The organism is Streptomyces sp. NPDC058371 (genome assembly GCF_042723265.1).
GTDB lineage: Bacteria > Actinomycetota > Actinomycetes > Streptomycetales > Streptomycetaceae > Streptomyces.
In genome coordinates, this window is sequence record NZ_JBHXJC010000002.1 from 720,791 (window position 1) to 737,389 (window position 16,599).

General features: G+C 70.6%; 19 protein-coding genes, 1 pseudogene and 1 riboswitch. Of the genes and pseudogenes, 12 read left to right on the forward strand and 8 right to left on the reverse strand.

Features of this window, described 5'->3' with window-relative positions:
- Positions 1-13: 13 nt before the first annotated feature.
- Together ACFWM2_RS10825 and ACFWM2_RS10830 are read right to left on the reverse strand one after the other, a co-directional pair.
- Positions 14-316 (reverse strand): urease subunit gamma, encoded by a 303-nt coding sequence (locus ACFWM2_RS10825; RefSeq protein WP_383276047.1) that lies wholly within the window; start codon positions 314-316, stop codon positions 14-16.
- 189 nt (positions 317-505) lie between these two features.
- A pseudogene (locus ACFWM2_RS10830) lies at positions 506-1,134 on the reverse strand (TetR/AcrR family transcriptional regulator).
- A 184-nt stretch (positions 1,135-1,318) separates the two neighbouring features.
- Here ACFWM2_RS10830 and ACFWM2_RS10835 point away from each other — a divergent pair.
- From ACFWM2_RS10835 to ACFWM2_RS10845, 3 genes are read left to right on the forward strand one after another with little or no spacing between them, the layout of a single operon-like run.
- Positions 1,319-2,272, forward strand: coding sequence for an ABC transporter permease (locus tag ACFWM2_RS10835; RefSeq protein WP_383276050.1), 954 nt, complete (start codon positions 1,319-1,321; stop codon positions 2,270-2,272).
- A complete protein-coding gene (locus tag ACFWM2_RS10840) occupies positions 2,269-2,742 on the forward strand; it encodes a hypothetical protein (protein WP_383276053.1) in 474 nt (157 codons plus the stop codon). Before ACFWM2_RS10835 ends, ACFWM2_RS10840 begins: the two co-directional genes overlap by 4 nt.
- 39 nt (positions 2,743-2,781) lie before the next feature.
- The gene (locus tag ACFWM2_RS10845) at positions 2,782-3,609 is read left to right on the forward strand and encodes an SDR family NAD(P)-dependent oxidoreductase (RefSeq protein ID WP_383276056.1); all 828 of its coding nucleotides are present in this window, start codon (positions 2,782-2,784) and stop codon (positions 3,607-3,609) included.
- Between the two features lie 43 nt (positions 3,610-3,652).
- Here the strand turns inward: ACFWM2_RS10845 and ACFWM2_RS10850 are convergent, their stop codons facing one another.
- The 3 genes from ACFWM2_RS10850 to ACFWM2_RS10860 form a co-directional block, all read right to left on the reverse strand.
- Positions 3,653-4,108: a nuclear transport factor 2 family protein gene (locus ACFWM2_RS10850; protein WP_383276059.1), complete on the reverse strand. Its 456-nt coding sequence runs from the start codon at positions 4,106-4,108 to the stop codon at positions 3,653-3,655.
- Between the two features lie 30 nt (positions 4,109-4,138).
- Positions 4,139-4,495, reverse strand: coding sequence for a nuclear transport factor 2 family protein (locus ACFWM2_RS10855; protein ID WP_383276062.1), 357 nt, complete (start codon positions 4,493-4,495; stop codon positions 4,139-4,141).
- Between the two features lie 84 nt (positions 4,496-4,579).
- Positions 4,580-6,028 carry an aldehyde dehydrogenase family protein gene (locus ACFWM2_RS10860; RefSeq protein ID WP_383276065.1) on the reverse strand — a complete coding sequence of 483 codons (1,449 nt, stop codon included), beginning with the start codon at positions 6,026-6,028 and terminating at the stop codon, positions 4,580-4,582.
- A gap of 312 nt (positions 6,029-6,340) precedes the next feature.
- On the opposite strand from ACFWM2_RS10860, the gene ACFWM2_RS10865 reads away from it, so the two are divergent.
- The gene (locus tag ACFWM2_RS10865; protein WP_383276068.1) at positions 6,341-7,168 is read left to right on the forward strand and encodes a helix-turn-helix transcriptional regulator; all 828 of its coding nucleotides are present in this window, start codon (positions 6,341-6,343) and stop codon (positions 7,166-7,168) included.
- 121 nt (positions 7,169-7,289) lie between these two features.
- Here the strand turns inward: ACFWM2_RS10865 and ACFWM2_RS10870 are convergent, their stop codons facing one another.
- On the reverse strand, positions 7,290-7,565 hold the full coding sequence (locus ACFWM2_RS10870; protein WP_383276071.1) for a type II toxin-antitoxin system Phd/YefM family antitoxin: 276 nt from the start codon (positions 7,563-7,565) through the stop codon (positions 7,290-7,292).
- Positions 7,566-7,771: 206 nt separating this feature from the next.
- Here ACFWM2_RS10870 and ACFWM2_RS10875 point away from each other — a divergent pair, with 206 nt between their 5' ends.
- From ACFWM2_RS10875 to ACFWM2_RS10885, 3 genes are all read left to right on the forward strand, one after another.
- The gene (locus ACFWM2_RS10875; RefSeq protein ID WP_383276074.1) at positions 7,772-8,407 is read left to right on the forward strand and encodes an ATP-dependent Clp protease proteolytic subunit; all 636 of its coding nucleotides are present in this window, start codon (positions 7,772-7,774) and stop codon (positions 8,405-8,407) included.
- 7 nt (positions 8,408-8,414) lie between these two features.
- Positions 8,415-8,723: a hypothetical protein gene (locus ACFWM2_RS10880; RefSeq protein WP_383276076.1), complete on the forward strand. Its 309-nt coding sequence runs from the start codon at positions 8,415-8,417 to the stop codon at positions 8,721-8,723.
- Positions 8,724-9,061: 338 nt separating this feature from the next.
- Positions 9,062-9,262: riboswitch (cyclic di-AMP (ydaO/yuaA leader) on the forward strand.
- Positions 9,263-9,265: 3 nt separating this feature from the next.
- Complete coding sequence (locus tag ACFWM2_RS10885; protein WP_383276079.1) at positions 9,266-9,739, forward strand: C40 family peptidase; 474 nt, start codon at positions 9,266-9,268, stop codon at positions 9,737-9,739.
- 304 nt (positions 9,740-10,043) lie between these two features.
- Here the strand turns inward: ACFWM2_RS10885 and ACFWM2_RS10890 are convergent, their stop codons facing one another.
- On the reverse strand, positions 10,044-10,499 hold the full coding sequence (locus ACFWM2_RS10890) for an ATP-binding protein (RefSeq protein ID WP_383276082.1): 456 nt from the start codon (positions 10,497-10,499) through the stop codon (positions 10,044-10,046).
- A 253-nt stretch (positions 10,500-10,752) separates the two neighbouring features.
- Between ACFWM2_RS10890 and ACFWM2_RS10895 the strand changes: the two genes are divergently transcribed.
- Positions 10,753-11,610, forward strand: a complete 858-nt coding sequence (locus ACFWM2_RS10895; RefSeq protein ID WP_383276085.1) for a helix-turn-helix domain-containing protein — start codon at positions 10,753-10,755, stop codon at positions 11,608-11,610.
- A 9-nt stretch (positions 11,611-11,619) separates the two neighbouring features.
- Entirely contained in the window at positions 11,620-11,844 is a 225-nt protein-coding gene (locus tag ACFWM2_RS10900; RefSeq protein WP_383276088.1) for a DUF397 domain-containing protein, read from the forward strand.
- 21 nt (positions 11,845-11,865) lie between these two features.
- On the opposite strand, the gene ACFWM2_RS10905 is transcribed toward ACFWM2_RS10900, so the two are convergent.
- On the reverse strand, positions 11,866-12,999 hold the full coding sequence (locus tag ACFWM2_RS10905; protein ID WP_383276091.1) for an 8-amino-7-oxononanoate synthase: 1,134 nt from the start codon (positions 12,997-12,999) through the stop codon (positions 11,866-11,868).
- Positions 13,000-13,158: 159 nt separating this feature from the next.
- On the opposite strand from ACFWM2_RS10905, the gene bioB reads away from it, so the two are divergent.
- Genes bioB through bioD form a run of 3 tightly spaced genes read left to right on the forward strand, consistent with a single transcriptional unit; the run spans position 13,159 to position 16,417 of the window.
- On the forward strand, positions 13,159-14,373 hold the full coding sequence (gene bioB, locus ACFWM2_RS10910) for a biotin synthase BioB (protein WP_383276094.1): 1,215 nt from the start codon (positions 13,159-13,161) through the stop codon (positions 14,371-14,373).
- On the forward strand, positions 14,366-15,646 hold the full coding sequence (locus ACFWM2_RS10915) for an adenosylmethionine--8-amino-7-oxononanoate transaminase (RefSeq protein ID WP_383276097.1): 1,281 nt from the start codon (positions 14,366-14,368) through the stop codon (positions 15,644-15,646). Before bioB ends, ACFWM2_RS10915 begins: the two co-directional genes overlap by 8 nt.
- A 33-nt stretch (positions 15,647-15,679) precedes the next feature.
- A complete protein-coding gene (bioD, locus tag ACFWM2_RS10920) occupies positions 15,680-16,417 on the forward strand; it encodes a dethiobiotin synthase (protein ID WP_383276100.1) in 738 nt (245 codons plus the stop codon).
- Positions 16,418-16,599 lie beyond the last annotated feature (182 nt).

Below are 16,599 nucleotides of genomic sequence, written 5' to 3' on the forward strand. Positions count from 1 at the left end.
CGCTCCCTCCCCGTCAGACGATCGGGTCGTGGACGGTGACGAGCTTGGTGCCGTCCGGGAAGGTGGCCTCGACCTGGACGTCGTGGATCATCTCGGGGATCCCCGCCATGACGTCGTCCCGGTTGAGCAGTTTGCGTCCGGAGGACATGAGTTCGGCGACGGTACGGCCGTCGCGCGCGCCTTCGAGGATGTGCGACGTGATCAGGGCGACGGTCTCGGGGTGGTTCAGTTTGAGCCCGCGGGCCCGTCGCTTCTCGGCCACGTCGGCGGCCACATGGATCAGCAGCCTCTCTTGCTCGTGCGGGGTCAGTTGCACGGCGTCCCACCTCACAGTCTCGCTCCGGACCGTGCGGGGTCCGGTTGCCGCAGCCACCGCGACGGGATAGGTGTAACACACAGACAGATTGCCCGATCATGCGCAATCCGGATACAAAAACCCCTGGTGGCGTGGATCGGCAGGCTAGTTGGACGGAGTTTCAACTACGTTAACCAGCCCTTGATCCACTTATGACCGCGAGCTGGGCTCTCCCATACTCATCAGACCCCGCAGCCCGTCCTGCAGGACCGACAGCGGTACGAAGCCGAACAGTGCCATCTGCGCGGCGAACCCCTGCGCCACGGCGATCATGGTCCGGGCGACACTCTCCGGCGAGACGTCGTCACGCATCATCCCCGCGGCCTGGTACCCCTCGACGACCTTCACCCAGGCCGCGCGGACCTTGTCGTACCCCTCATTGATGACCCTCGACAGCTCGGCGTTGCGCAACGTCTCGGTCCACACCTGGACGATCAGCCGCGGGAGGGCGGACTCCCCCTCGTCCATCAGTCCGGGCTTCATGTCCAGGACCTCGTACAGGACGTGCCCCACGAGGACGTCCGGCAGCGGAGGCGGGTGCCGCTCGGCGGCCGCCTCGAAGATGGTGCGGATCTCGTCCAGCACTTCGGTGACGATGGCCCCGATCAGCTCCTCCTTGCCGCTGAAGTAGCGGTAGACGGCCCCCGCGGAGAGGTCGACCTCCTTCAGTACGTCCTGCATCGACGTGGCATGGAAGCCGTTGCGGGCGAAGCAGAGCGCGGCGCGTCGAGGATCTGACGGCGGCGGGCGTCGAGGTGTTCCTGGGATACGCGAGCCACGTCCGCACGATAAAACGAACATTCCTTCTTGACAGGCATCTCGGCCGCAGGGCAGTGCGGAACCGTAAAACGAACGATCCTTCTCTCAGGATCACCGCTTGTCCGCGCCCAGCGAAACGAGGAAAGCCATGTCCGCCACCTCCGCCACCGCCGCCGGACGGCCACCGTATGGTCGCGGTGATCGATGGTCCCGGTTCTGGTGGCCCTGGCGCTCTGGGCCTTCGCCTGGCCGTCCGCCCGACTCGCGCCGCACGATCTGCCGCTCGGTGTGGCCGGGCCCGCCACCGCGACCGCCCAGGTGGAGCGGCAACTGGCGGCGCGCGAGGGCGCCTTCGAGATCCACCGGTACGCCGACGAGTCCGCGGCCCGGGACGCCGTCGAGGACCGGACCGTATACGGCGCGGTGGTGGTCACGGCCCGGGGACCCGAGTTGCTCACCGCGTCCGCCGCGAGCCCGCTCGTCGCTCAACTCCTCCAGCAGGCGATGGCCGAACAGGCGCCGAAGGGCACCGAGTTGACGACCGTCGATGTCGTGCCCACCCCCGCGACCGACCCGCGCGGGGCCGCGCTCGGCGCCGGCGTGCTGCCGATGGCGCTGGCCGGCATGGCGGCCGGGGTCGTGGTGACGCTGCTCGGCCTGCACGGTGGGCGAGCGGCTGTCACGCTGCTCGCGGCCGCCGCCCTGGTCGGGCTGGTGGCCGCCGCGATCCTGGACAGCTGGCTGGGCGTGCTGTCCGGCGGGTGGTGGGCCGAGGCCGGGGTGCTCGGCCTGTCGGCGCTGGCGGTGAGCGCCGCCGTCACCGGACTCTCGGCGCTCCTCGGACGGGCCGGCATCGGCATCGGCATCGGCGCGCTCCTGGTGATCCTCCTCGGCAACCCGTTCTCCGGAGCCACTTCGGCTCCCCAGATGCTGCCCGAGCCGGCCGGGGCGATCGGTCAGTGGCTGCCGCCGGGCGCGGGGGCCTCGCTGCTGCGCTCGGTGTCGTTCTTCGACGGGGCCGCGGCGACCGGCCCCGCGCTGACCCTGACCTGGTGGGCCGCGCTCGGGCTGGGAGCGGTCGTGCTGAGCAGCATTCTCAAGCGCGAGCGCCCAGCCACCGAGCCGGCGGCCGAACGGGAGCCCGCGCTCGCGGGGTGACCACGTACAGAGCGGGGCTCGCCGCCGCCGAACGCACGCTGGAACGCCTGGACATCACCCGCGAGACGATGCCGGAACTGCCCGCGGAGGACGGCATCGAGCCGCCCGAGCCGTTGCCGCCCGGCTACCGCGAGGTCCTCGCCGCCCTCGAGCAGGCCGGGCACGGGCCCCGCGCGAAGGAGGTCTGCGAGATGCTCGGCGTCGGCACCGAGCCGCGGCACACCGAGAGCATCCGCGCCCAGCTGAAACGTCTGGTCGACCGCGACATCCTCACCGAACCCGAACCCGAAGCCGGAACTGGCCTGTTCACCCTCCCCCAGCCGGCATCCGTGCACCCCAGGGCCCGGGCTCCGAGGCGCAGGTCGGCTGCCGCGACTGGCCCCTCCCCGACCTGTTTCCGGACATCTGTTCCCAGGTGCGGCGCACCGAGGAAGACACGGCCTTCCTCGGCCCTCCACGCCTGCGCATGATCGAGTCGACAGTGCCCGGCACCCCCGAGGGAGGAAGCGATGACTACGGAGCACACGGACCGGCCCCCCGCGCACGACGTGCGGGGATACGCCGAGTCGTCGGACGGGCCCGCACGTCTCTTCCGTCTCGACGGCAGGCGGGCGGTGGTGATCGGCGCGGGCAGCGGCATCGGTGCGGCAAGCGCGCGGGCCCTTGCCGCACATGGCGCCGCCGTGGTCTGCGCCGACCTCGACCTCGCAGCGGCCACCACCACCGCCACCGAGATCGGCGCCGAGCCCTACTTGCTGGATCTCCTCGACCGCGACGCCGTGCGAGCGGCGCCCGCCGCACTCGGTGAGGTCGACGTGCTGGTCTTCACCCCGGCGACGAACATCCGCAGGCGGCTGGTCGACTACTCCGATGCCGAGTTCGACGGGATCGTCGAACTCAACCTGCGGGCGCCGTTCGACCTCCTGCGTGCCTTCGGAAGGCCCATGGCGGAACGTGGGCGGGGCTCGATCATCGGCGTGTCCTCGATCCGCGCCGTGACCGTCGAGCCCGCGCAGGGGATCTACTCCGCGACGAAGGCCGGCCTCGTGGCCCTGCTCCGTACGGCGGCCGCGGAGTTGGGTCCGCTCGGTGTGCGGGTGAACGCGCTGGCCCCCGGGGTCGTCGAGTCCCCGATGACGACCTGGGCGCAGTCCGATCCCGTGCGGTACAACGCCTACACCGCGAAGACCGCGCTGGGCCGCTGGGCGCAGCCCGAGGAGATGGCGGGTGCGGTGGTGTTCCTGGCCTCGGACGCGGCGAGTTACGTGACCGGGAGCATGCTGACCGTCGACGGCGGGTGGACGGCCGTCGACGGCCGCTACGAACCGCCGGAGTGAGCCGAGCGAGCGCCGGGGCCCTTCGGCGGGCTTCCGGGAACTGTCAGGTCCCGGAGAACATGGCCTTCGCCATCGCCTGTCCGTCGCCGATCGTGTCGATGACGACCAGCGGGTTCGAGTAGTCCCGCCAGTGGACGATCCGACGGTCGCGGATCGTCACGATCGAGACGTAGTGCTGGTGGTAGGGCCTGCCTGTGGTGACCCCGGTGCCGTGGCTCGCGTACTCCAGGATCACCACGCCGGGTGTGGCCGTCGCGTAGACCTTGGCGTCGCTCATGCGGTCGAGGGTGATGATGCGCCCGTAGCCGCGGAACGAATCGATGATCGCCTGACGTCCCCGGAGTTCGGGCGGTGTGCCCGGGGGTGCGTAGACGAACTCCATGACGACGTCGTCCGCGAACAGGTCGAAGTAGCGGTCTCCGTCGGCCAGCCCTGCGAGTGAGTCCTCGACGAGCTTGATGAAGGGGGCCAGGGCCTTGAATTCTGCGTAGTCGACCATTGTCTCTCCTCGGTGGTTCTGGTCCCGGACTCAGACCTGGTTGTTCCACATGCGGAACACGGTGCACTTGGCGTGCTCGTCGAAGGTCACGGTCCAGAGGTTGGTGAAGGCGCCGAGCTCCTTGTAGACGCCCGTACCGCCGATGGCGGCCGTGTCTCCGTTGATCATGAAGAGGGTCCAGTCGAAGTCCCAGCCGCCCTGCTGCCAGGCCTCCCGGCTCCGCCAGCCCTTCACGATGTCCTCGCGGCCGATCCAGTGCGTCTCGTACGGCCACTCGTGGTATTCGGCATCGGCGGCGAAGAGGGACGCGATGTCTTCCGGCCCGTTGCTGCGCCAGGCGCGCACGTAGCCGGCCACCCATTCCTCCACTTGCTCCTTCGTGGGCACGATCGGCTCCCTCTTCGATGTCGTTCGATGTCGTTCGATGTCGTTCGATGTCGTCGGTCGCGGTCACGGGTCCGTGACCGGAGTTCAGGACGCAGCCGTCGAAGCCGTTCCGTTGCGGCGGACCGTGATGGTCCGGGGCGCGGTGAACTCGACCAGGCCCTCGGGTCCGCTCTCGGAGCCGAGGCCGGACTGTTTGTGGCCCGCGAAGGTGACATACGGGGTGAGGTGCTGGACCTCGTTGATCCACACCGTGCCCGCCTCCAGGCGTCGGCCGACGGCCAGGGCCGCTTGGGGGTCGGCCGACCAGACGGACGCGCCGAGTCCGTACTCGCCCGCGTTGGCCCGGGTGACGGCGTCCTCGACGTCGTCGAACCGGAGGAGCGGCAGAATCGGGCCGAACTGCTCCTCCTGGACGATGCGCGACTCCTCCGGGGGGTTGTCCACGAGCGTCAGCGGCACGAAATAGCCGGGCCTGTCCTGGCTCTGGCTCTGCTGCGCGCCACCGACGGCGAAGCTGTGGCCGTGCGCCCGGGAGTCGTCCAGGAGGCCGAGGATCCGGTCGTACTGCGGGCGGTTCTGGACCGGGCCGAGGCGCACGCCCGCCTCGGTACCGGGGCCCATCCGCACAGTGCCGGCGTAGGCGGCCAGGGCCTGCTTCAGCGGCTCGTAGACGTCTCGGTGGATGTAGAGGCGTTTGATCGCCAGGCAGACCTGGCCGCTGTTGGCGAAGGCCCCCCAGAACAGCTTCTCGGCGACGGCCGGGACGTCGATGTCCGGGAGGACGATGGCGGGGTCGTTGCCGCCCAGTTCCAGGGTGACCCGGGTCAGGGTGGGCGCCGCGCCGGCCATGACCTGGCGGCCGGTCCGGGTGGAGCCGGTGTAGCTGATCATGCGGATGCCGGGGTGTTCGGTCATCCGCGGCCCGAGTTCGGCGTCGCCCGACACGACGTTCAGCACGCCGGGCGGGAGCACGTCGCGCAGGATTTCGCCGACCTTCAGCGTGGTCAGCGGGGTGAACGGGGACGGCTTCCACACCACGGTGTTGCCCGCGAGCAGGGCCGGGGCGATCTTGAACCCGGCGTTCCCCAGCGGGTAGTTCCACGGCACGATCGTCCCCACGACGCCCAGCGGGACATGTCGGGTGACGGAGAGCCGTTCCGCGCTGTCCTCGTTGACCGTCTCCGGCAGCGACAGCGAAGCCGTTCCCCGCAGCCAGTACCCGAACCCGAGGATCTCGCCGGCGGCGTCGTCCAGGCTCTTGCCCTGCTCGCGGGTGAGGAGCCGCTTGAGCGGTTCGAGCTGTGCCTCGACGGCGTCGGCGACCGCCAGGACGAGCTTGCGGCGCTCCTCGAACGCAGTCGCCGACCAGCCGGGGAGAGCGGCCCGGGCTGCGGCCACGGCCTGGTCGAGCTGTTCGGGCGAGCAGACGGGCGCCCGTCCCGCGACTGTCTCGTCGGCCGGGTCGAGCACGTCGTACTCGGTCGCTCCCGCCATCGCCCTGCCCGCGATCGTCATGGTGAAGCCGGTAGTCATGGAAATCTCCTGGCGTGGGAATCGATGCGGACAGCGGACCCGTCCGGCGTCGGACCGGCCGATCCGGTCGGCCCTGGTGTGGTGTCGCCGTTCCGTCCCGCGGTCGCGGGGCTGGCACACCACCGACTATCGGTTTCCTGCCGCCGACCAGGAAGGCCGGGTCTGCCTAGGAGTGCCACACCCTGGAACGACTGCTCGAATCCCTCCGCAGCGAGCCGCGTCGGTCGGGGAGCCCTACCGGCCTTGAGCACGGCGTTCCCCGCCTCTCGCGCAGACCCTTGGGCGGGCCGGGACGCGGCGTACGATGCGAGGATGAGCGACCAGGAGCTGGGCGAGTTCCTCCGCGCACGTCGTGCTCGGGTGAGTCCCCAGGACGTGGGCATGACCACGTCCGGCACGCGCCGTGTCGCGGGCCTGCGGCGCGAGGAGGTCGCGGTCCTGGCCGGACTGAGCGCCGACTACTACGCGCGTCTCGAACAGGGCCGGGAGACCAATCCCTCCGGGCAGGTCATCGACGCCATCGCGAACGCCCTGCGGCTGGGGACCGATGCCCGCTGGCATGCGTACCGGCTGGCCGGCCTGCTGCCGAAGTCGGCGCCCGCGGCGCCGCACGACTCGGTGCACCCCGCCCTGCTCCAGCTCATGGAGGCCTTCCCCACAGCCGTGGCCTACGTCATCAACCGCCGGTTGGAGATCCTCGCCTCCAACGCGCTGGCCGACGCCCTGCTCTCGCCGCTGGCCGACTCGCGCCGCATGGTCCGTTCACTCTTCCACGACCCGGCGGCCCGCGAACTGTTCGCCGACTGGCAGACCGTCGCGCGCGACTCCGTCGAAGCACTGCGCCTGGCCGCCGGACATGAACGTCGCGATCCCGAGATCGCCGCGCTGGTCGGGGAACTCCTGGCCGACAGCCCGGAGTTCGCCGCCCTGTGGCAGGACCACGGCGTGAGCGGCCTGGGCCGCAGGACCAAGGTCTTCAACCACCCGGACGTGGGCCGGATCACCCTCACCTACCAGGCGTTCGACGTACAGGCCGCCTCCGGCCAGTACCTCCTGGTCGGCACCGCAGAGGCAGGCAGCACCGACGCGGACTCCCTCGCACTCCTGGGGTCCCTCCATGCGGCCGACCGAGGTCCGTGATCAGTAGTCCTCATCAGTAGCTGTGGCGCCCCGGTTGCCGGAGTGTTGTGCACGTCTCCCGGGCCTGCCGGCGCGTCACTTTCGTCGCTGCTGATGCGGCCGTGACATTCGACGACAACTCCTAGCCCTTCGGCCGGTGTTCGGCGGCGATGCCGAAACGGTGCCGCTCGCGCGGGGCGGCGGAGGCGACCTCGCGGACGCTGGAGACGGCGCTGACCACCTGGTCCTCGGCCGGGTCCCCGAGCGCTTCGAGCCGCTCCAGGTCGGCGGCGGAGACGAGGGCGACCAAGGGCTTCCCGTGCCGCGTCACGACGACGCGCTCACCGCCGTACACCACGCGGTTGATCAGATCGGCGAGCTCAGCCCTTGCTTGCGTCACCGGAATCTCGTAGGCCATGCCCTCCAGCTTAAACCGGGCCCCTGACACCGCCTCGGGAGCGGACGATCACCTCTGCCCGCACCGAAAACGGTCGCTGACACCGAAGTCCCCGTCGAGCCCTCGCTCGGCGGGGATTTCGCTGTCAGCGAGTACCCTCCGACGGCTAACGTACGTCCTGTACATTTTTTACAGATGTCGACCAGTCGATCAAGGAGGCGTGCGCCATGGACAGCCCGTCCGCCCGCTATGTCCTGCCCGAGTTCACCGAACGCACCGCGGCGGGACACCGGGCGCTGGATCCGTACTCGAAGCTTCTCGACGAGCGGATCGTGTTCCTCGGGACACCGATCGACGACACGTCGGCGAACGACGTGACGGCCCAGTTCATGCACCTCGAATATCTGGCCCCGGACCGGGACATCTCGCTGTACATCAACTCCCCAGGCGGCTCGCTGAGTGCGATGACGGCGATCTACGACACGATGCAGTTCGTCACCTGCGACGTGGAGACGGTCTGTCTGGGCCAGGCCGCGTCGGCCGCGGCCGTGGTGCTGGCCGGGGGCACGCCGGGCAAACGCTCCGTACTGCCGGGTGCGCGCGTCCTCCTCCACCAGCCCTCGATCCACGAACCGATCCAGGGTCAGGCGAGCGATCTGGCCATCCAGGCCGAGGAGTTGGTCCGCAGCCGCACAATGCTGGAGGAGATGCTCGCGCGGCACACGGGGCAGAGTCCCGAGCGGGTCGCCGCGGACATCGAGCGGGACAGGATTCTGGACGCGCCGGCGGCGGTGGCGTACGGACTGGTGGACCGCATCATCGCGAGCCGCAAGGACTCGCGCACCGCGCCCGGCGAGAGGTGAACTGCCGATGCTCCCACCCGAATTGCCCCCGCTGCCCGCACTGACGCGCGCCGAGGCCGAGTTGATCGACCGTTACCTCGACGTGGTCGACCTGCTCGGCCGGATCAACCCCGCCCGCCCCGGGGACACCTACCGCGGACTGCGGGCCGCCCAGGCGCTGGTGAGCAAGGCGACGGCACTCCGCGACGCGCTCACCCTGATGCACCAGCGCGGCGAGAGCGAGGTGCACGCGCCGACCCTGGCGCGCGCCCTGCGAGTTCTGGACGGCGAACGCCGGGCCGCTCGCGTCACCGTGCCGCCCGACGCGGAGATCTGACGCGCCCACACCCTCGCCGGCCGCGCACGAGCGCCCGGCGAGGTGTCCGGACCAGGACACAAACGCACCAAACGGTGTACCCCCCAATGGCGTAGACACGCCCCCCTTCAAGGGCCCCCACGACTTGCGCAACGCGCGTATAGCTCGGGCGGAATGAGGCATTCCGCCGCAGGTGCGGGCATGGTCGGCACCCCCAACCCCCGTTCGAAATGGGGGGTGTCCACCCGAACGGGTGAGTGGTGAGTAACCCCACAAATCCCCGGTTCCGTTCGGTTTTTCAGACATCCATGGGTGAAGATCCCTTCCGACGACAAGCCCCCGCCAAAGCGGCGGGGCGATCCGGGCGGACGCCGAGTCCTGCCGCCGCGCGGATGACCGGTCGACAGGAGTGGATCGGCAGGAGTGGAGGACCCAAGCACGACGGGTCGCCGGAACAGTCGTTCCGAGCAGCCCTTGGGGTGAAGCCGCAGCAGCGGCCGGGCAACTTCGCCAGCCCGAATCCGACAGGTCATCCTTCACAGGCGGCTGACGAAGGGTTGCGCATGACTGCGCTCAATCGTGTCCCGTCGCTGTGGACCAGGGCCGGTACGGCCTCGGCTCTCACCATCGCCGCCGTGGGCGGCAGCCTCGTGGTTCCGGGCGTCGCATCCGACGCCGCAGCGGCCACACCTGCGACGAAGGCACTTCAGATCGCGGCATCCAAGAAGGGCTCCCCGTACAAGTACGGAGCCACGGGACCGCGTCGCTTCGACTGCTCCGGGCTCACGCTCTACTCGTACAAGAAGGCGGGCAAGAAGCTGCCTCGTACGGCCGCGGCGCAGTACAACAAGACTCACCATGTCTCGGCCTCGCACCGCAAGGCCGGAGACCTCGTGTTCTTCCACTCGGGCCGGAACGTGTACCACGTCGGCATCTACGCCGGGAAGGGACGGATCTGGCACTCCCCGAAGACCGGAGAGGTCGTGAAGCTCCAGAAGATCTGGACGAAGAGCGTCTGGTACGGCCGGGTCGGCTGATCCGCGTCCGGGGGTGGCGGCCCGTGCCGTCGCCCCCGGAGGGCTGACGCCGCCTCACGGCGACCAGGCCCTCCCCCAGGGGCACCCAGCGCCCGCAGGGCGAGGAACGAGCCCCTGCGCCCGCCGCCCGCGACCTCACCGGTCACGCGAGAGACGTCGCGTCACCCATACGGGCGTACGGAAGCGCCGTTGCGGTCCGGCCGGTCCTGGCGTCCGGCCCTTCCCGTGCTTCCGGTCCCGAGCCGCCGCAGCACACCCGTAGGGGACGTACCCGCACTCGGGCCCTCGTCGGTCGGCCGCGGTGTCAAGGCTCCTGCTGGCCCGCCGTCACCGGCTCCGCGGGGAGCGACCACGGCAGTTGGATCGCGACCGTCTTGCCGCCCTCACGGGTGGGCCGGACGGTCAGCTTGCCTCCGCACTCGGCGGTCAGCCAGCGGATGATGACCAGGCCCCGCCCGTTGTCCTGCTGAACGGCCGCGGGCAAACGTTTCGGGAAGCGCGGATGGCTGTCGGTGACCCCGATGCGCAGGTGCTCGTCACGGTCGAGACAGAGGTCCACCGTGAAGGTGGGCGACTGCCCGAGCGTGTGCTGGACGGCGTTGGTGGCGAGTTCGGACACGATCAGGCGCACGGTGTCGGCGATTTCCGTGTCGCCCGGCAGGCCCCACTCGGCCAGCACGGTGGCGACGTATTTTCGGGCCGCGGAGACCGAGGCGGGATCGCTCGGCAGAGTGACGGATGCTTCCTGGTGATCTGCCATGGCGACGTCGTCCCTTTCCCACGGGACCGGAGTCCGACAACACGGAGCGGATGGTTCGAGTACGGTCCCGGACTTGGTGCTTCGCGCCAGATTGCCATCACTAGGGGCGTCACGGGTGGCGATCCACGGAGATATGCATATATCTGTCGCTCGAAGCGGTGAACTCTCCGACGACCGACCGTATTTGGGCGGGCTCCCTGCTCATCCTCTACCGTCGCCGTGACGGCCGCGTGCCGGGCGGAAGGAGACGGCCATGCAACACGGTCCAGCGGTGCGGCGCCGCAAGCTCGGCGCCGAGCTGCGCGGTCTGCGCGCCGCGGCGGGCCTCACCAGTGGTGAGGCGGCCCGCCTGGTCGGCTGGCACCAGTCCAAGGTGAGCCGTATCGAGACCGGCATCAGCGGAGTGAAGCCGGCCGACGTCTGCCTGCTGCTCGACGCGTACCGGGTGGCGGACCCCGAACTGCGCGAGTTACTGGTCGGGTTGGCCGGCTCCGAGGGAAACGGCCGCCATCACTGGTGGCACGCCTACCGCGGTGTACTGCCGCCCACGTACCGCGACTTCATCAGTCTGGAGTCCCAGGCCAGCGGAATGCGCACGCTGGAGACCTCAGTAGTGCCGGGTCTGTTGCAGACGCGTGAGTACGCCCGTGCGGTGACCCGGGCCGCCGTCGACGGCCTGGAGGAGCGCAAGTTGGACGCGCTGGTCGAAGTACGGCTGGCCCGGCAGGACGTGCTGCGTTCGAATCCGCCGCTGGAACTGACCGCCGTACTGGACGAGGCGGTGCTGCGCCGGACGGTCGGCGGGCGCGAGGTGATGGAACGGCAGCTGGCGCGTCTGCTGGCGGCGGCACACCTTCCTCACGTGCGACTTCAGGTGCTGCCGTTCGCCGCCGGCGCGCATATCGGCATCAGCGGGCCTTTCGTTATCTTCTCATTTCCGAACACAACTGATCTGGACGTTGTTGTTCTTGACCACATGACGAGTAGCCTCTACCTCGAACGGAAAGAAGACCTCCAGGCCTACAGCGAGGCCTTCAACGCCCTTCAGTTCCACGCCCTTTCGCCCAAGGACTCGTTGGACTACATCGCCGCGATACGTGACGGCGCGTAAGGAGGCACCATGTCCGCAATGCCTCGGTACGTAGCTTCCAGTACTTCTCTGCACGGCGTGCACTGGCTGCGCAGCAGCCGCAGCACCGGAATGAACAACTGTGTCGAGACCGCGCGACCAGGACCGGGCCCAGGGGCCGGACTGGTCGCCGTCCGCGACTCGAAGAACAAGACAGGACCCGCCCTGCTCTTCGGCCCCGCCGCCTGGGAGGGTTTCATCGCCGCTCTGAGCTGACCCCCGAGCCCTTCGAACCGTTCACCTCGTACGGCTGATCACGCGTACGGCGTGGTCGATCTGCCCGTCGGTGAGATCCGCGCGGGCGGTCAGCCGCAGCCGGGAGATACCGTCGGGCACGGAGGGCGGCCGGAAGCAGCCGACGGCGAGTCCCGCCGTACGGCAGTCGGCCGCCCACCGGACGGCCCGCTCGGGGGACGGCGCCCGCACGGAGACGACAGCGGCGTCCGGTCGTACCGCCTCCAGGCCCTCGGCCGTCAGGCGGGTGTGCAGGGCCGTCGCCACTTCCCGGGCCCGTGACGCGCGCTCCGGCTCGCGGCGCAGCAGGCGCAGCGCCGCGAGGGCCGCCCCCGCCGCGGCGGGGGCGAGACCGGTGTCGAAGATGAACGTCCGGGCCGCGTTGACCAGGTGGTCGATGACCGGTGCGGGGCCGAGAACCGCGCCGCCCTGGCTGCCGAGCGACTTGGAGAGCGTGACCGTCACGACGGTGTCGGGGGCGCCCGCGAGACCCGCCGCCTGCGCGGCACCCCGTCCGCCGTCGCCGAGCACCCCGAGCCCGTGCGCGTCGTCGACGACGAGTCCAGCGCCGTACTCACGGCAGGCCGCGGCGAGTCCGGCCAGTGGCGCCGCGTCCCCGTCCACCGAGAAGACCGTGTCGGACACGGCGATCGCGGGTCCCTCGTGGGTGCCCAGCGCCTTGCGGACGGCGTCCGGATCGGCGTGCGCCACGACCTGCGTCGTCCCACGGGCCAGCCGGCACCCGTCGATCAGCGACGCGTGGTTGCCCGCGTCGGAGACGACCAGGGAGCCGTGCGGCGCGAGCGCGGTGACCGCGGCGAGGTTGGCGGCGTATCCGGAGGAGAAGACCAGCGCGGACTCGAAGCCGCAGAAGTCGGCGAGCTCGCGTTCGAGTTCGCCGTGCAGTTCCGTGGTGCCGGTGACGAGCCGCGAGCCGGTGGCGCCGCCTCCCCAGCGGTGCGCGGCCTCCGCGGCCGCCCCGGTGATCTCCGGGTGCCGGGTGAGACCGAGGTAGTCGTTGCTCGCGAGATCCAGCAGCGGGGAGTCGGCGGGGCGCGGGCGCAGCGTGCGGACCAGGCCGGCCCGGCGCCGCTGGTGCGCCTGCTCGTCGATCCACGAGAACGGCGATCCGGCCATGCTGGCGCCTCCGGGCCCTGGTGTCGTTTTGTAGGCAGTGCACAGACCCTAGCCGTCCGGCCGGGCACCCAGGATGTGGCAATACCCACACCTCGAACCGTCTCTGTTGTGCAATCTCTCCTTGGCCCGGAGCCGCCGCATAGGCCAGGATCGTGCCTCATGGACCTGCTGAACACGCTGGTGGACAAGGGGCTGCGGCGCGAACTGCCGAGCCGGGACGAAGCGCTGGCCGTGCTGGCCACCTCCGACGACGACCTGCTCGATGTGGTGGCGGCGGCCGGCAAGGTACGCCGGCACTGGTTCGGCCGGCGGGTGAAACTCAACTATCTGGTCAACCTCAAGTCGGGCCTGTGCCCCGAGGACTGCTCGTACTGTTCGCAGCGGCTGGGGTCGAAGGCCGAGATCCTGAAGTACACCTGGCTCAAGCCCGACGAGGCCTCGCAGGCCGCGGCGGCGGGGCTGGCCGGGGGCGCCAAGCGGGTCTGTCTCGTAGCGAGCGGGCGCGGTCCGACGGACCGTGACGTCGACCGGGTCTCGGACACCATCAAGGCGATCAAGGACCAGAACGAGGCCGTCGAGGTGTGCGCCTGCCTCGGCCTGCTCTCCGACGGCCAGGCCGAGCGGCTGCGCGACGCGGGCGCGGACGCGTACAACCACAACCTGAACACGTCCGAGGGGACGTACGGGGACATCACGACCACGCACACGTACGCCGACCGGGTGGACACGGTCCAGAAGGCGCACGCGGCCGGCCTGTCCGCCTGCTCCGGTCTGATCGCGGGCATGGGCGAGAGCGACGAGGACCTGGTGGACGTCGTCCACGCGCTCCGCGCGCTCGACCCCGACTCGGTCCCGGTGAACTTCCTGATCCCCTTCGAGGGCACGCCGCTCGCCAAGGAGTGGAACCTGACGCCTCAGCGGTGTCTGCGGATCCTGGCGATGGTCCGGTTCGTCTGCCCGGACGTCGAGGTCCGCATCGCCGGCGGCCGCGAGGTCCATCTGCGCAGCATGCAGCCGCTGGCGCTGCACCTGGCCAACTCGATCTTCCTCGGCGACTACCTCACGAGTGAGGGCCAGGCCGGCAAGACGGACCTGGACATGATCGCGGACGCCGGGTTCGAGGTGGAGGGCGCGGGCGAGGTGACGCTTCCGGAGCACCGGGTGCCGGCGGGCGCCGGCTGCGGCTCGCACGCGAGCGCGGGATGCGGGTCCGGCGAAGACGCCGGGTGCGGATCGCACGAGGGGGCGGGCTGCTCCCACGAGGGCGGTGGGGTCTGCGGGTCCGCCGCCGCGCCGCAGGTGAACGAGGCGCGTACGGATCTGGTCGCCGTACGCCGTCGCGGCGCCGGAACGGAACTCGCGCCCAATGCCTGACCTGTCCGTGCGCGAGCTGCTCGACCTCGACCGACGCCATGTGTGGCATCCGTACGGTCCGATGCCGGGCCGGCAGGAGCCGCTCGTCGTGGAGTCGGCGAGCGGAGTTCGGCTGCGGATGGCCGACGGCTCGGGCGAGTTGATCGACGGCATGTCCTCGTGGTGGTCGGCGATCCACGGCTACAACCACCCGGTCCTGAACGACGCGGTGCACTCCCAGCTGGAGCGCATGAGCCATGTGATGTTCGGCGGGCTCACCCACGAACCCGCCGTACGGCTGGCGAAGCGCCTTGTCGACATCTCGCCCGAGGGCCTGGAGCATGTCTTCCTCGCCGACTCCGGGTCGGTGTCGGTCGAGGTCGCCGTCAAGATGTGTCTCCAGCACTGGCGTTCACTCGGCCGTCCGGGCAAGCAGCGGCTGCTGACCTGGCGCGGCGGCTACCACGGGGACACCTGGCAGCCGATGTCGGTGTGCGACCCCGAGGGCGGGATGCACGGGCTGTGGCAGGGCGTGCTCCAGCGCCAGGTGTTCGCGGGACCGCCGCCGGCCGAGTACGAGGAGTCGTACGCGGACGAGCTGCGCGAGCTGATCGAGCGGCACGCCGACGAGCTGGCCGCGGTGATCGTGGAGCCCGTGGTGCAGGGGGCGGGCGGGATGCGGTTCCACTCCCCCGCGTATCTGCGCGTGCTGCGCGAGGCGTGCGACGCGCACGACGTGCTGCTCGTCTTCGACGAGATCGCGAGCGGATTCGGGCGTACGGGCGCGCTGTTCGCGGCGGAGCACGCGGGCGTCACGCCGGACGTGATGTGCGTGGGCAAGGCGCTGACCGGCGGCTATATGACGCTGGCGGCGACCCTGTGCACTTCACGAGTCGCCGATGGCATCTCGCGCGGCGAGGTCCCGGTGCTGGCCCACGGGCCCACCTTCATGGGCAATCCGCTGGCGGCGGCCGTGGCCCTCGCCTCGATCGACCTGCTGCTCGGCCAGGACTGGGCGACCGAGGTCAAGCGCATCGAGGCGGGCCTGCGGGAGGGCCTGGCCCCGGCTTCCCGGCTTGCGGGGGTCCAGGAGGTCCGCGTGCTCGGCGCGATCGGCGTCGTCCAGCTCGACCACGAGGTCAACATGGAGGCGGCCACCGCGGCGGCGGTGCGTGAGGGCGTGTGGCTGCGCCCGTTCCGCGACCTCGTCTACACGATGCCGCCGTACGTCACCGGCGACGCGGATCTGGCCCGGATCGGACGCGCGGTGTGCGCGGCGGCGGAGGAAGGGTGACATGCCGGTTCGGACGACCACGGGAGAGGTGACATGCCGGTACTGGTGATCACGGGGACGGGCACGGAGGTCGGCAAGACGGTCACGACCGCCGCCGTCGCCGCGACGGCCCTCGCGGCCGGGCGCTCGGTGGCCGTGCTCAAGCCCGCCCAGACGGGTGTACGGCCGGACGAGCGTGGTGACGCCGATGAGGTGGCCCGGCTCGCGGGCCCGGTGACCACCCTCGAACTCGCCCGGTTTCCCGAGCCGCTGGCGCCCGCGACCGCTGCCCTGCGGGCCGGCCTGGCGCCCGTGCGGCCGCAGGAGGTGGCGGACGCGGCGGCCAAGCTGGCCACCGAGCACGACCTGGTCCTGGTCGAGGGCGCGGGCGGACTGCTCGTACGTTTCGACGATGCGGGCGGCACGCTGGCGGACGTGGCCCAGCACCTCGACGCACCGGTCCTGGTCGTGGCGTCGGCGGGCCTGGGCACCCTGAACACGACGGAACTCACCGCCATCGAACTCCGGCGCCGCGGGCTCGACTTCAGGGGGGTGGTCATCGGAAGCTGGCCCGACTGCCCCGATCTCGCCTCACGTTGCAACCTCGCGGATCTTCCCGCGGTGGCCGGCGCACCGCTGCTCGGCGCGGTGCCGCAGGGTGCCCCGGCCCTCGCCGACTTCGCGGTACGGGCGCCGAGTTGGCTGGCGCCCCGGCTGGGCGGGACGTGGGACGCCGAGGCGTTCACGGCTCGGGAGGCTCCCCCTGGCGTGCCGGTGAGGGCCGAGAGCTGAGCATGGGGAGCTGAGAAGGGGTCGCCGCGCAATCGCTCGACGCGCGAGCGGGCCCGCGCCGGCGGTGAGGACGCACGTGAGGCACCACGCACACCGGCGTGCTCACCGGCCGCGGCTCCACGAACAGGCGTGCGAACGCAGCGCTCCGGGTTCCGGCCCGGCACCTTCCGCACCGCTCAGCA

Coding starts and splice junctions, on each gene's coding strand:
- ACFWM2_RS10845 (WP_383276056.1), top strand. CDS start 2,782: ATGACTACGGAGCACACGGACCGGCCCCCCGCGCACGACGTGCGGGGA.
- ACFWM2_RS10880 (WP_383276076.1), top strand. CDS start 8,415: ATGCTCCCACCCGAATTGCCCCCGCTGCCCGCACTGACGCGCGCCGAG.
- ACFWM2_RS10835 (WP_383276050.1), top strand. CDS start 1,319: ATGGTCCCGGTTCTGGTGGCCCTGGCGCTCTGGGCCTTCGCCTGGCCG.
- ACFWM2_RS10850 (WP_383276059.1), bottom strand. CDS start 4,108: ATGGTCGACTACGCAGAATTCAAGGCCCTGGCCCCCTTCATCAAGCTC.
- bioB (WP_383276094.1), top strand. CDS start 13,159: ATGGACCTGCTGAACACGCTGGTGGACAAGGGGCTGCGGCGCGAACTG.
- ACFWM2_RS10895 (WP_383276085.1), top strand. CDS start 10,753: ATGCAACACGGTCCAGCGGTGCGGCGCCGCAAGCTCGGCGCCGAGCTG.
- ACFWM2_RS10915 (WP_383276097.1), top strand. CDS start 14,366: ATGCCTGACCTGTCCGTGCGCGAGCTGCTCGACCTCGACCGACGCCAT.
- ACFWM2_RS10860 (WP_383276065.1), bottom strand. CDS start 6,028: ATGACTACCGGCTTCACCATGACGATCGCGGGCAGGGCGATGGCGGGA.
- ACFWM2_RS10890 (WP_383276082.1), bottom strand. CDS start 10,499: ATGGCAGATCACCAGGAAGCATCCGTCACTCTGCCGAGCGATCCCGCC.
- ACFWM2_RS10875 (WP_383276074.1), top strand. CDS start 7,772: ATGGACAGCCCGTCCGCCCGCTATGTCCTGCCCGAGTTCACCGAACGC.
- ACFWM2_RS10905 (WP_383276091.1), bottom strand. CDS start 12,999: ATGGCCGGATCGCCGTTCTCGTGGATCGACGAGCAGGCGCACCAGCGG.
- bioD (WP_383276100.1), top strand. CDS start 15,680: ATGCCGGTACTGGTGATCACGGGGACGGGCACGGAGGTCGGCAAGACG.
- ACFWM2_RS10870 (WP_383276071.1), bottom strand. CDS start 7,565: ATGGCCTACGAGATTCCGGTGACGCAAGCAAGGGCTGAGCTCGCCGAT.
- ACFWM2_RS10885 (WP_383276079.1), top strand. CDS start 9,266: ATGACTGCGCTCAATCGTGTCCCGTCGCTGTGGACCAGGGCCGGTACG.
- ACFWM2_RS10900 (WP_383276088.1), top strand. CDS start 11,620: ATGTCCGCAATGCCTCGGTACGTAGCTTCCAGTACTTCTCTGCACGGC.
- ACFWM2_RS10865 (WP_383276068.1), top strand. CDS start 6,341: ATGAGCGACCAGGAGCTGGGCGAGTTCCTCCGCGCACGTCGTGCTCGG.